This is a genomic window from Pseudobdellovibrionaceae bacterium, from assembly GCA_019637875.1.
In the GTDB taxonomy this organism is placed as follows: domain Bacteria; phylum Bdellovibrionota; class Bdellovibrionia; order Bdellovibrionales; family Bdellovibrionaceae; genus JAHBUW01.
On sequence record JAHBUW010000011.1, the window covers coordinates 30,881 to 44,099 of the forward strand.

Below are 13,219 nucleotides of genomic sequence, written 5' to 3' on the forward strand. Positions count from 1 at the left end.
GGACGTTTGAGAGGTTTTCATGGAAGCAAGTTTACAGAATTATTTGGCGAAAGCCGTCCCCGGTGTTTCCGCGAAGTCCGCGCTGGCCGTTCTTGAGCTGGCCGCGGAAGGCGGGACCGTCCCCTTCATCGCACGCTACCGTAAAGAGAAAACGGGCAACCTGGATGAAGTGCAAATCCGTGGGGTCATTGAAGGCGAAGCCACATTCCAAGAGATCGTGAAACGGAAGACGTTTCTGGTGAAAGAGATCGGCGAGCAAGGGAACTTGACCGCGGAGCTCAAGAAACGGATCGAGCTGTCCTGGGATTTGGGCGATCTGGAAGAGATCTACCGTCCGTTCAAAAAGAAAAAGAAAACCAAAGCGACGATCGCGCGCGATGCGGGCCTGGAGCCCCTCGCGAACTGGATCTGGGATGTCGGTCACGGCGTGAAGCCCGAAGACGTCACCATGGAAGTCAAAGCGAAGGACTTCCTCAATGCGGCGGCCGGCATCGCGAGCTACGAGCTGGCGCTGAAGGGCGCGCAGGACATCCTGATCGAAAAGATCGCCAACGATGCGGAACTGCGCGAAAGCGTGTCGAAGAACTACTTCGAAAAGGGCCGTCTGGTTTCGAAACGCGCGAAGGGTTTCAAGCCGCACTCGAAGTTCGAAATGTATTCGGAGTTCGAAGAGCCCGTGAAGAATCTGCGCGACGGGAAGAACTCGCACCGCTATTTGGCGATGCGCCGTGGATGGCAGGAAGAGGAACTCACGCTGGAAGTGAAGGGCGACGACGAAGAGTTGCAACGCACCTACGAGCGTTTCGCGACATCGACGCCCGACACGGCGGTGGGAACGTTCCTGAAGCAAGCGGCGAAAATGGCGCTTTCGGTCTACGTGATTCCCTCGATCACGAACGAAGTGCACCGCACGTTGAAGGAAAAAGCGGACGAGGACGGAATCCAGGTCTTCGCGGAGAACGTGCGCCGGGTCCTGCTCGGCTCGCCCTTCGGCTCGAAGGTCATCTTGGGCGTCGACCCCGGTTTGAAGACGGGCTGCAAGATCGCGTTGGTGGACAAGGGCGGGAACTACCTGACCCACACCGTGATGCAGATCTTGGGCGACCGCGCGGAAGACCAGGCGAAGAAGCTCTTGGGCGATTCACTGAAGCAGATCCAGGTCGAGGCGATCGCGGTCGGGAACGGCACCGCGGGGCGCGAGACGGAAGTCTTCATTCGTAAAATCTTGAAAGATCTGGGCAAAGATTCGATTCCGGTCATCATGGTGAACGAGTCGGGCGCTTCGGTTTATTCGGCGTCGGATATCGCGCGCCAAGAGTTCCCCGATTTGGACATCACGGTGCGTGGCGCGATCTCGATCGCGCGTCGTCTGCAAGATCCTTTGGCGGAGCTGGTGAAGATCGATCCGAAATCCATCGGCGTGGGGCAATATCAGCACGACGTCAACCAAGCGAGCCTGAAGAAGGGGTTGGAAGCGGTTGTCGAGTCCTGCGTGAACGCGGTGGGCGTGGATCTCAATACCGCTTCGATCAGTTTGATGTCTTACGTCGCGGGCATCGGTCCCGTGCTGGCGCAGAACATCGTCGATCAGCGTAAGAAAGAACTTTTCACGGACCGTTCGGAGCTTCTGAAGGTCCCGCGCTTCAGCGCGAAGGTTTACGAGCAGGCGGCGGGTTTCTTGCGCGTGGCGAACGGCAAGGTCTTCCTGGATTCGACGGGTATCCACCCCGAGCGTTATTCGGCGGTGCGGGACATGGCCTCGGAACTGGGTGTGCAGATCACGGAGTTGATGGGCGAAGGCGCGAAAAAGCTTCTGCCCTTGCGCGCGAAGTGGGGCAAACTCGTCGGCGAATTTACGTTCGACGACATTGTGCGTGAACTTGAAAAGCCCGGTCGTGATCCGCGTGACCCTTTCAAGGTCTTCTCGTTCCGCGACGATATTTTCGCGGTGAAGGATCTGAAAGAAAGCATGATCTGCCCCGGGATCGTCACCAACGTGACGAACTTCGGTGCTTTCGTCGACATCGGCGTCCACCAAGACGGTCTGGTGCATATCTCGGAGCTTTCGAACTCTTACGTGTCGGATCCGCGCAAAGTCGTGAATCCGGGCGATCAAGTCACCGTGCGCGTCTTGGGGATCGATTTGGAGCGGAATCAGATTTCGCTTTCGATGAAGACCGGTGAATCGGCGCAGGCACGTTCGGTTTCGCAAGAGGCGCGTGGTTCGCGTCCGACGCCGCGTGGGGCTTCGGCCGGCGGTGATCGGAGTGGGGGGCCGCGTCCGGGTGGGGGACCTCGTCCCGGCGGTCCGCGTCCTGCGGGTGGCGGGGGCGGTGATCGTGGTCCGCGCCCGGCGGGTGGACCGACGCCGCGGAACTCGTCTCCGTTCAATAATCCCTTCGCGGCTTTATTGAGTAATAATCCGACGAAGAAGTAAGTCGCGTTTGGAGTCTCGTTTCGCGAATGAAAACGCCATCCTTCGGGGTGGCGTTTTTATTTGTGCGTGCGGGACTGATTGAGGGCGATGAGGTGATTCGCGAGCTCGACGAAGCCCGCGCCGCCTGTGGAGGGCGTGACGAAGTTCGGCTTCGCTTTAACGTCGTCCCAGAATTCTTTGATGTTGGCGACGGCGAAAGAATTCGGGAACGCCGACCACATCGGCTCATCGTTCGGCGAGTCGCCCACGAAGCCGCAGTCGTTTTTGATTTGCGCCTCGCTGAAGCCGAATTCCTTTTTCAAAAAGTTCGTCGCTTGCGACAGTTTGTCGTGCGCGCCGAACCAGCCGTTCACGTGAATCGAGCTGACTTTCGCGATCGCGCCGTGCTTTTCAAAAATCGCTTTGATTTTTTGCACTTCGGATTTCGGTAGGCGCGGGACGTCTTCGCAAAAATCCACCGCAAGGTCGAGCAGGCGGCAGAATTGGTCCGAAGCGATGGCGCTGCCGGGAACGCTGGCGAGAATTTCTTTTTCAATCTGCGCGAGTTTTTGGCGATTCGCGGATTGCGTGGCCTCGTCTTGATCGAAATGCCGGAGCATTTTTTTCGTCGCGTGATCGTAGCGGAAATAAAATCCGCCATTTTCTCCGACGACGCCGGCCACCGGCCATTGTCGAGCGATCATTTCGCACCAACCTGCGGGACGTCCGGTGACGGGGACCACGCGGATGCCGGCGTCGCGCAACCTCCACATCGCGGCGTACGCGGGGGCGCGCAATTCGCCTTCGTCGGTCATCGTATCGTCGATATCACTCAGTAAAACGGAAAGTGGACGTTGGAATTTTTCGAGCGACATGTTGATTCCTCCGGCAGATTCGCACGACCTTGGCCCGGCTAGTCTGAAGCCCTGAGTCGAACAATGCACTTGCTTGAAGTGCCGAGTCCCCTCATTTTTTGAAGACGGTCGCGCGGACTCCTTATTTATAGTCAAAGCGCTAGACAAAGGCACGGGGAAACCCAAATTCAGAGGATTCATGGCTAAAGCGAAGAGTGCGAAAAGCAAATCCGTCCCCGCGAAAAAGTCCTCTGCCAAGGCAGACGCGGCGTTTTCCGGCGGTCCGGGTAAGAAGCTGGTCATCGTCGAGTCGCCCACCAAGGCGAAGACGATCCGTAAATTCCTGGGCAAAGATTTTATCGTGGAAAGCTGCATGGGCCACGTGCGCGATCTTCCCCGTTCGGCGAAAGAGATCCCCGAGAAGTTCAAAAAGAAACCCTGGGCGACCTTGGGCGTGAACGTCGAAGAGCATTTCGAACCTTTGTACACGATCCCCAAAGACAAATTGAAAGTCGTCAAAACCCTCAAAGACAAAATGGAAGAGGCCCAAGAGCTCTACCTGGCGACGGACGAAGACCGCGAAGGGGAATCGATTTCGTGGCATTTGTCCGAGGTTTTGAAGCCCAAGATCCCGATGAAACGAATGGTCTTCAACGAGATCACGAAAGAGGCGATCCAGAAGTCGTTGGGGGATACGCGTCCCATCGATTTGAATCTCGTGCGCGCGCAGGAAGCGCGCCGGATCTTGGACCGTCTGGTGGGCTATACGATTTCGCCCCTCATCTGGAAGAAGGTCGCTTACGGTTTGTCGGCCGGCCGGGTGCAATCGGTGGCCGTACGTTTGATCGCCGAACGGGAGCTTGAGCGCATTCGTTTCAAAAAGGCGAGCTACTGGGGCGTTTCCGCGTACTTGAAAGACCAAGGGATTCCTTTCGAAGGAAAGCTTTGGAGCTGGAAGGGCCAGCGCATCGCGAGCGGAAAAGACTTCGACGGGCACACCGGGAAACTCGCGACCGCGAATGTTTTGGTTCTGGACGAAACGGCCGCGAAAGACGTCGAGAAAAAGGCTTCGGCCCAAGATTTCAAAGTCATCGAGGTCGACGAGAAGCCCGTTTTCCGTCGCCCGCCGGCGCCGTTCATCACTTCGTCGCTCCAGCAGGAAGCCAACCGGAAGCTCGGTTTGGGCTCGCGCGAAACGATGCAGGTGGCGCAGAAACTGTACGAAAACGGTTTGATCACCTATATGCGTACGGATTCGACTTTCTTGTCGCAAGAGGCGATCAATGCCGCACGGACTTGGATTCAGCGCGAGTACGGCAAAGAGTATCTGCCCGAAAAACCGCGGGTCTTCGACTCGAAAAAAGTGAAGGGCGCGCAAGAGGCCCACGAAGCGATCCGCCCCGCGGGCCAAGAGTTCATTTCGCCGGAAGAGTCGGGACTGAGCGGAACGCCGCTGCGTCTTTATGAGCTGATCTGGAAACGGACCGTGGCGAGCCAGATGGTCGATTCGAAACAAAAACAAGTTTCGACCCGTATCCAGAGCGGCGATGCGGTCTTTTCCGCAACGGGCATGACGATCGAGTTCCCTGGATTCCTGCGCGCGTACGTGGAAGGTAGCGACGATCCGGATGCGGAACTGCAAGAGCGCGAAGTGCGCCTGCCGGCCCTGCAAACGGGTGGCAAGGTCGGACTCGAAAAGCTTGAGCCCACCAGCCACGAAACGAAGCCCCCGGCGCGTTTCACGGAGGCGAGCCTCGTCCAGATCATGGAGAAGGAAGGCATCGGCCGTCCTTCGACTTACGCGTCCATCATCGGCACCATCATTGATCGCGGTTACGTCCGTAAGCAGGGTTCGGCCCTGGTGCCGACCTTCACCGCGCTGGTTGTGAGTCAGCTCTTGCGCGAGCATCTGCCGCAGTACGTGGACCTGGGGTTCACCAGCGAGATGGAACGTTCGCTCGATACCATCGCCGAAGGGGAGCTCGATTCGGAGTCTTATCTCGGCTCGGTATACCTCGGTAAAACGGGTTTGAAATCGACGGTCGACGGACAAGAGAAGAAAATCGACCCCGAAAAAGCGCGTGAGATCCAGCTGGAAGGCCTGGAAAAATTCAGCTTCCGCGTCGGTAAATACGGCGCCTACGTCTGCATGGAGCGCGAAGGGGCGGAAGTTTGCGCTTCGGTTCCCGAGAGTGAATCGCCCGCAGACATCACTCCCGAGACCGCCGAGAAGTGGATCGAACAAAAAATTCACGGCGCGGATGCCCTGGGCCACGATGAAAAAACGGGATTACCGATCTACGTTCTGAGCGGTCGTTACGGCCCTTACGTGCAGCTGGGCGATGCGAGCGGCGACGATGCGAAACCCAAGCGGGTTTCACTTCCCGCCGGCGTTCAACCCGAGCAGGTGGATCTGCCCATGGCGATGAAGCTGATCGAGCTTCCCAAGGTCCTGGGAACCCATCCGGGCGTGGGAAAGCCGGTTCAGGTGGGCTTAGGACGCTTCGGTCCGTTCGTCGTCTGTGACGGCGATTACCGCTCGATTCCCAAGGGACAAAGCCTGTTCGACGTGACGTTCGAAATCGCCATGGAGATGCTGGCCCAGCCGAAAAAAGGCCGGGGACGGGCGGCTCCGCTGAAGGAATTGGGCGCGCACCCCGACGACAAACAGGTCGTGAACGTGATGAATGGTCCCTACGGTCCCTATGTGAAGTGGGGCAAGGTCAATGCGTCCCTGCCCGAGGGGGAAACCGTGGAAACCATCACGCTCGAGAAAGCTTTACCGCTTTTGGCGGAAAAAGCCGACGCTCCCAAGGCGAAGAAGAAACGCCGGGCTTGATCCTTGCGTAAATTTTGAGCTAAGACAGCGCTATGTCGGACCACTCGAATTCTGACCCGAAGTCGATTCCACATCCGTCGGGCTTGGTGCTTCCCCAAGTCCCGGAGAGCCAGCTGGAGCTGGGGCTTCCGCGCGTTCAAGAGAGTGATCGCAATCTGCACTTGGGCGGTCGCAGTTTTTATTTCTTCGATTTCGATGACAACGTCGCGTTCCTTTCGACGGCGCTGATTCTCTTTCACAAAGAAACCGGGGAAGAGCTCGCGATCAACAGCGGTCAGTACGCGCGTGAAAATCAGAACATCGGCGTGCGCGGAGTCTTTCAGGACTACGAACGTCGCTGGGACGATACGACCGGCACCTACCGGAACTTCCGCGATCACGACAACGGCATGCTCGAGAAGCTCGGCATGAAGACGCAGATCTTTTTGCAGGATTTGGCGGCGGCGCTGGGGCAACCGGATTTCCATTGGAAGGGGCCGTCGTGGTCGTGTTTTTATCACGCGACCTTCAATCAACGTCCGGTTTCGGTCATCACGGCGCGCGGTCATCATCCCTCGACGGTGAAGGACGGGATCGGTCTGTGGGTCGACTCGGGGCATTTACCTCAGGCGCCGAATTATTTGAGCGTTTTTCCCGTCAGCCATCCCCAAGTGCGGTTGGATCTGGGCGATCACGATTTGAAGCTCAGCGTGGCGGAATTGAAGCAGCAAGCCATCCGCGCCTCACTCGAGATGGCGATTCGAACTTATGGTTACAATCCCCATCATCGTTTCGGAATGAGCGACGATGATCCCCGCAATATTCAGCTGATCGTCGAGGAAATGCGTCGTTTGAAGACGGATTATCCCGAGCTGAGCTTCTTCATGATCGAGACTCACGGGGGCGATTTCACGAAACATGAAATCACGCACACCGGACTTCGGTCGCAAGTTGTCCACGCCAACGACAGTGGTGCCACGCAGGCACTGCTCTTTGACGACAATGAGACGAAAAAGAAGGCTTAGGGCCTGATTCTCCACATTCCCCGAATGATGCAGGACCCCTCCAGACGGCGGGACTTTGCGCCGATAGTTTCACGAGGCCCGTGCCCTCTGGTATTCTGAATTCCTCATCTTCTTTGAAAGGATGGCCGGTTCATGGCACTTCGTTCGAAACTCCTTTTGGCATCTTTGATTTTGGGTTCCCTTCCCGCGTTCGCGCAGAAGGAACTCGAACTGCAGTGCCGGTACATCACCCATATCGAGCAGGGATTTTTATCCCAGCACGTGAAGTACGCGAAGCGCGATCAGGCTTTGCAAGATCGCGTGGTCGACCAGTACGTGAAGCAGCTGGATCCGACGAAAGTGTATCTGTTGAAGACCGACGTCGATGAGATCAAAAAGCTCATGACGAAAATCTTCGACAAGATCGAGAAGAAAGATTGCGCCCCTTTGAAGGAAGCGCAAACGATCCTGGCGAAACGGATCACCGAGCGCACGGATTTCGCGAAAAAGTTTCTGGGCAAGGACTACAAGTTCGATCCCAAGACCGAATTCGTTTTCGATCCGGGTAAGAAAGCGTATCCGTTGAACACCGCGGAAGCGGAAGAGTTCCTGAAAAAGTATATCCATTTCCAGGTTTCGAACTATCTGGCGACCGATATGAAGCTGGATGAAGCGAAGACGAACGTGCTGAAAAGCTGGGATCGCGCGCTGAAACGGATCACCGACACGAAGGAAGAGGACCTGTTCTCGGGTTACCTCGAAGCTTTCGCGCACGGGATGGATCCGCACTCGGATTTCATGCCCCGGGACAACAATGAAGACTTCAAGATCTCGATGTCGCTTTCGCTGCAAGGGATCGGCGCGACGTTGTCTTCGACCGACGGTTTTACCGTGGTCGAGGATCTGGTCCCCGGTGGTCCCGCCGCGCGTTCGGGTCTGATTCAGAACCAAGACAAGATCATCGCCGTCGGCCAAGAAAAAGGTCCGATGGAAAACGTGATCGAAATGGATCTGCGCGACGTCGTGAAAAAGATCCGCGGGAAGAAGGGTACGAAAGTGCGCCTGACGATCCTGCGTAAAAAAGGCGACGGCAAAGATCGCCAAGACATCACTTTGGTTCGTGATGAAATCAAACTCGAGGACCAGGCGGCTTCGCTGGCGGTCATCGATCGCGACGTCAATGGCGTGAAGAAGAAGATCGGCGTGATCAACTTCCCCTCGTTCTACTCGGACGCCCGTCGTGGCGGTCGCTCGAGCGCGGCGGACGTGAAGAAACTGGTCACCGAAGCTCGGGCGAAAAAGCTCGACGGTTTGATGATGGATCTGTCGACGAACGGGGGCGGAAGCCTGGATGACGCCGTCAAAATCGCGGGTCTGTTCTTCGGTAAAGGGAACGTCGTGAAACAAAGCTCGCGCGACGATTCGCGCGGCGAAATCACGCTGGCGGACACCGATGCCACCGTCGACTGGCCGGGACCTCTCGTGATCCTGACCAGCCGCGTGTCGGCTTCGGCCTCCGAGATCGTGGCGGGGACCCTGAAGGATTACCGTCGCGCGGTGATCGTGGGTTCGGACCATACGTTCGGTAAAGGCACGGTTCAGTCGGTCATCGAGATTCCGCCCTCTTCGGGCGAACTCGGCGCACTGAAAGTGACGGTGGGCATGTTCTACACCGCGGGCGGGAATTCGACCCAGCACCGTGGGGTTTCGGCGGATGTCGTGATTCCGGGCGCATTTGACTCGGATGAGGTGGGTGAGAAGTCCCTGGACTACTCGCTGCCGCCGTCGACCATTCCGGCCTTCCTGACGTCCGATGCGTACGTCAAGACCGGCCCCGATGCTTGGCAAGAGATCAAGCCCGACATGATCAAACAACTCGCGGACAAGTCCCGCCAGCGCGTGGAGAAGAACGACGAGTTCAAAAAGATCGTGGAAGAGCTGAACAAGGCCAAAGACAACGGCAAAATGATCCGCCTGTCCGAAGTGATGAAGGACAAGGGTAAAAAGGACAAAGAAAAAGAGAAGGCTCGCACCACTCGCTACAACAAAGAAGAGCGGGACAAAGAGTACCTGAAGCGCCCCGACATCCTGGAGGCGGTCTCGGTGCTCATGGACCTGATCTCGCTTGAGGGTGGCGGTAAGGTTGCTCAGCAAAACAAATAAACAGGTTGCGCAGCAAAACAAATAAGCCAGCTGCGCAGCAGAACATGTAGGCCCTTTTTTCATTGGGCTTCCAGCTCAAAACCCCGGTCAAAAAGACCGGGGTTTTTGTTTCTAGCGCAGAGCCCCAACAATTGAGAAAGCGGGGCCTTTCCCCGAGAACAGGGGCATGACTCAATCCACTGCCTCGGCGAAGAATTCGTCCGCGAAACGGGCCCCTCTTAAAAAAGCGGTCTCTAAAACGGCCGGTAAGACCTCGAAGAAGGTCGCCCCGGCCGCGAAAGCCTCCGGTGACCGCGAGCTGAAGCTGCTTCCTAAAGAGCTCTGCTTGAAGATGTACAACGACATGGTCAAGTCGCGTGTCCTCGAAGACCGTTTGATCAAGATCTACAAAGCCGGCGAGTCGTATTTCTGGATCGGCGCACCCGGTGAAGAGGCCTGGGGCGTGGCTTTGGGGCACAACGTGAACAAGGGCCAAGGCCCGGACTACGATTACCTGCACCTGCATTACCGCTGCACGCCCACGCTGGTCGCGTTGGGGCTCGAGATGATCGATTCGATTCGTTTGATGATGAATCGCACGACCGATCCGTCCACCGGTGGACGGAACTTCTCGAACCACTACGTCTTTCCGAAGTGGAACGTCGCGCCCGTGACTTCGCCGATCGAAGTTCAATACATCATCGCGCTGGGAACCGCGCATGTGCAGAAGCGCCGTAAGACAAAAGGCATCACCATCGTTTCGGGTGGGGACGCGGGAACGGCGGAAGGTGACTTCGCATCCAGCCTGATCTGGGCGTCGCGCAAGGGCCGTGAGCTGCCGATGCTGTTGACCGTGCAAAACAACAAGTGGGGGATTTCGACCTCTTACGATGGACAGCACGGCGAGACGAATATTGCGGATCGCGCGAAGGCGTTTAACATCCGTGCGCGTGTCATCGACGGGAACAATCCCATCGAGAGCTACCTGACGGTTCAAGAAGACATGAACTATATCCGCAAAACCGGTAAGCCCGCGTTCATCGAGGCGCGGTTATCTCGCCTGTACGGTCACTCGTCGGCGAGCGGCGCGAACTTCGTCGATTCTGAAATCGATCCCGTTCGTCAGTTCGAGAAACGCCTTTTGAAGGCGGGCTACTTGAAAGAGACCGATGCGAAAGAGATCTGGGCCGCTTACGAGGCGGAAGGCGTGGGCGCACAGACCCAAGCGCGCCTCGAACCCGTACCCACTCCCGAGTCGATCTGGGATCATGTTTACTTCGGCGGTGAGAACGCGGACTGGAGAAAATTCTAATGGCAAATATGGCTCAAGCCATCCGCATGGCGCTTCACTACGGTGAAAAGCATCTCGAAGTGAAAGACATCTTCGGTCAGGACGTGGGCGCGCCTTTGGGCGGCGTCTTCACGGCGACGCAGGGTCTGGACACCGCCTGGAATACGCCGCTCGACGAACGCGGTATCATCGGCATGGCGATGGGGATCGCGATGACCGGCGACCGCTGCGTCGCCGAGATCCAATTCTGCGACTACATTTTCAATACGGTCGATCTGCTGAAGATCGCGGGCAATACGTTGTGGTGCACGAATGGCCAGTACCCGATGGGTCTGACGGTGATGTCACCTTGCGGGGCCGGCATTCGCGGCTCGGTTTACCACTCGCATTCGTTCGACGCGTGGGCGTCGCGCCTGCCGGGTTGGAAAGTCGTGATGCCGTCGAATCCTTTGGATGCTTACGGTCTGCTGCTGGCGGCAATTCAGGACCCGAACCCGGTGCTTTATTTGAAACCGAAGGCGCTGATGCGCGTGCGCGGGGAAGACCTGATTCCTGGCGAACCCGAAAGCGAGAAGGAACTGAAGGCGATGATCGATGCGCCGATCGGCGATCGTTCGAAATGGACGCCGCGCTGGCCGGAGCTGCAAGAGTACGTGGTGCCGATCGGTAAAGGCAAAGTCGTCCGCGAAGGCGAACAGCTGACGCTCGTGTCTTACGGACGTCACGTGGCCACTTGCCGCGAAGTGGCCGAAGATCTGGCGACGGAAGGGCATTCGATCGAGGTCATCGATCTGCGCTCGATCTATCCTTACGATTGGCCGCTTTTAAAGTCTTCGATCGAAAAAACCGGACGCGTGGTCTTCGTCAATGAGGACACCGAGGTCACGAATTTCGCCGAGCACTTGGTTTACCGCTGCGTCCAGGAGCTGTTCTACAGTTTGCTCGCGCGTCCGAAAGTCGTCGCCGGTAAAAACGTTCCCGGCATCGGTTTGCACGCCAACTTGGAGGACGCATCCGTTCCCCAAAAATTGGATATTCTGACCACCGTGCTCGAGACTCTGAACGAAGCTCCCTAATCACGAAGGATCCCTCTTGAAACCCATCTCGAAACGCGCCGACAAACCGGCGCGTCCCGTTTTCGATAAATATGACTATTACAGTAAATCCGTGCAATCGACCGAGACCGACGTCGTCTTCTTGCGGGATGTGTACAAAGAGTGTCGCGGGGTCGCTCCGGAATCGATGCGCGAGGATTTCTGCGGGACCTACGCGCTGAGCGCGGATTGGATTCGCTTGAGTCCGAAACATACCGGCGTCGGGGTGGATCTGGATCCTGAACCGCTCGAATACGGGCATGCCCACATCCTGCCCAAACTTTCGCCCGCACAGCGCGAACGTTTGAAGATCATGCGTGGGAACGTTCTTGATCCAAATCTGCCGAAGGTGGATCTGGTCGCGGCGATGAATTTCTCGTATTTCATTTTCAAAAATCGCGGACAGATGCTGGGTTACTTCAAAAACGTGCACCGTACTTTGAACGAAGACGGCGTTTTCGTGCAGGATCTGTTCGGCGGAAGCCTCTGCTACGACGCGAACGAAGAGAAAACCAAACACAAGGGCTTCACCTACTACTGGGATCAGAAAAGTTACGATCCCGCGACGAATTACGCGCAGTTCGCGATCCACTTCAAAGTGGACGGCGAAAGAAAGCGCGAAGACGTTTTCACTTACGACTGGCGGATGTGGAGTATTCCCGAGCTGAAAGAAATCCTGAAAGAGGCGGGCTTCCGCCGCACCCATCTTTACTGGGAAGGGACCACGAAGGCCGGCGGTGGCGATGGGAAGTTCAAGCGTGTCGAGCATGGCGAAAGTTGCCAGAGCTGGATCGCGTACCTCGTCAGCGAGAAGTAGGGAACGGCTCCCCGATGATGAGCCATGTCGCTTCCTTAGGGTTCCTGAAAGAACTTTTCTTTCGCTCATTTGGGGCACGGCCATCCTGGCCTCACCGCAGAGGCTTACGCCATCCGGGCGCTGCGGAGGCCCCAACTGACCGAAAGAAAAGTTCTTCCAGGAACTCCGTGAAAACGAATTGCTCATCATCGGGGAGCCGTTTGTTCGTGGGGTCTAGGACGACGGACGTCTCGTTTTGAGACGTATTCTGCGCTTCAGTTTGAGATGAGAATTGCCCCCTCAACAAACCGGTTCAAATACCGAAAAATGAATAGGGTTGGGGGCGACGAGTGCTGAAGAAATCCATTCATTTTGGAATCATGCTGACGGTGGGCCTGAGCGTTTCGATGGCTCTGGCGAAGCCCGCGCCTAAAAAATCGGGCCGCGTGCCCGCGTCGGCGACCAAAGCCTGCCCCGAGACGGGCTGCGCTTGTGATGATCTGAAAAGTTTCGCGGCGAAATGTGAAGTGAAGACCCACTCAGAGTACATCGCGCTCGCGCATCATCTGAAGCTGGATCAAGATGAGCGTCGTCGGGCCGAGCTGAAGGCTTGTCCCCATTCGGCGGCGGCGGAAACCTGCCGCGCCAAAGCAAAGCGTCAGCTCACCCAGAAAAAAATGCGCGGCACTCCGTTCAAACCGAGCCTCATGACCGAGCTCGGCAACTTCGGCATCGAACTCGTCGAACAATCTTCGAAGAATCCGCGCTCGCCAGCCTCGCGATAAGCGAGGCCATCTCAGCAAT

9 protein-coding genes are annotated in these 13,219 nt (G+C 57.0%); 8 read left to right on the forward strand and 1 reads right to left on the reverse strand.

What is annotated here, in order from left to right:
• Positions 1 to 19: 19 nt before the first annotated feature.
• The gene (locus KF767_13745) at positions 20 to 2,437 is read left to right on the forward strand and encodes an RNA-binding transcriptional accessory protein (GenBank protein MBX3018944.1); all 2,418 of its coding nucleotides are present in this window, start codon (positions 20 to 22) and stop codon (positions 2,435 to 2,437) included.
• 56 nt (positions 2,438 to 2,493) lie between these two features.
• Here KF767_13745 and KF767_13750 read toward each other — a convergent pair whose 3' ends face one another.
• Positions 2,494 to 3,291, reverse strand: coding sequence for an HAD-IIB family hydrolase (locus KF767_13750; GenBank protein ID MBX3018945.1), 798 nt, complete (start codon positions 3,289 to 3,291; stop codon positions 2,494 to 2,496).
• Positions 3,292 to 3,469: 178 nt separating this feature from the next.
• On the opposite strand from KF767_13750, the gene topA reads away from it, so the two are divergent.
• The 7 genes from topA (at position 3,470) to KF767_13785 (ending at position 13,200) form a co-directional block, all read left to right on the forward strand.
• Positions 3,470 to 6,109 (forward strand): type I DNA topoisomerase, encoded by a 2,640-nt coding sequence (topA, locus tag KF767_13755; GenBank protein ID MBX3018946.1) that lies wholly within the window; start codon positions 3,470 to 3,472, stop codon positions 6,107 to 6,109.
• An 83-nt stretch (positions 6,110 to 6,192) separates the two neighbouring features.
• On the forward strand, positions 6,193 to 7,113 hold the full coding sequence (locus KF767_13760) for a hypothetical protein (GenBank protein MBX3018947.1): 921 nt from the start codon (positions 6,193 to 6,195) through the stop codon (positions 7,111 to 7,113).
• Between the two features lie 132 nt (positions 7,114 to 7,245).
• Positions 7,246 to 9,255 (forward strand): carboxy terminal-processing peptidase, encoded by a 2,010-nt coding sequence (locus tag KF767_13765; protein ID MBX3018948.1) that lies wholly within the window; start codon positions 7,246 to 7,248, stop codon positions 9,253 to 9,255.
• 166 nt (positions 9,256 to 9,421) lie between these two features.
• A complete protein-coding gene (locus KF767_13770; protein ID MBX3018949.1) occupies positions 9,422 to 10,546 on the forward strand; it encodes a thiamine pyrophosphate-dependent dehydrogenase E1 component subunit alpha in 1,125 nt (374 codons plus the stop codon).
• Positions 10,546 to 11,601, forward strand: coding sequence for an alpha-ketoacid dehydrogenase subunit beta (locus KF767_13775; protein MBX3018950.1), 1,056 nt, complete (start codon positions 10,546 to 10,548; stop codon positions 11,599 to 11,601). The genes KF767_13770 and KF767_13775 overlap by 1 nt, the downstream gene beginning before the upstream one ends.
• 16 nt (positions 11,602 to 11,617) lie before the next feature.
• On the forward strand, positions 11,618 to 12,436 hold the full coding sequence (locus tag KF767_13780; GenBank protein MBX3018951.1) for a class I SAM-dependent methyltransferase: 819 nt from the start codon (positions 11,618 to 11,620) through the stop codon (positions 12,434 to 12,436).
• A 329-nt stretch (positions 12,437 to 12,765) separates the two neighbouring features.
• On the forward strand, positions 12,766 to 13,200 hold the full coding sequence (locus KF767_13785) for a hypothetical protein (GenBank protein ID MBX3018952.1): 435 nt from the start codon (positions 12,766 to 12,768) through the stop codon (positions 13,198 to 13,200).
• Positions 13,201 to 13,219 lie beyond the last annotated feature (19 nt).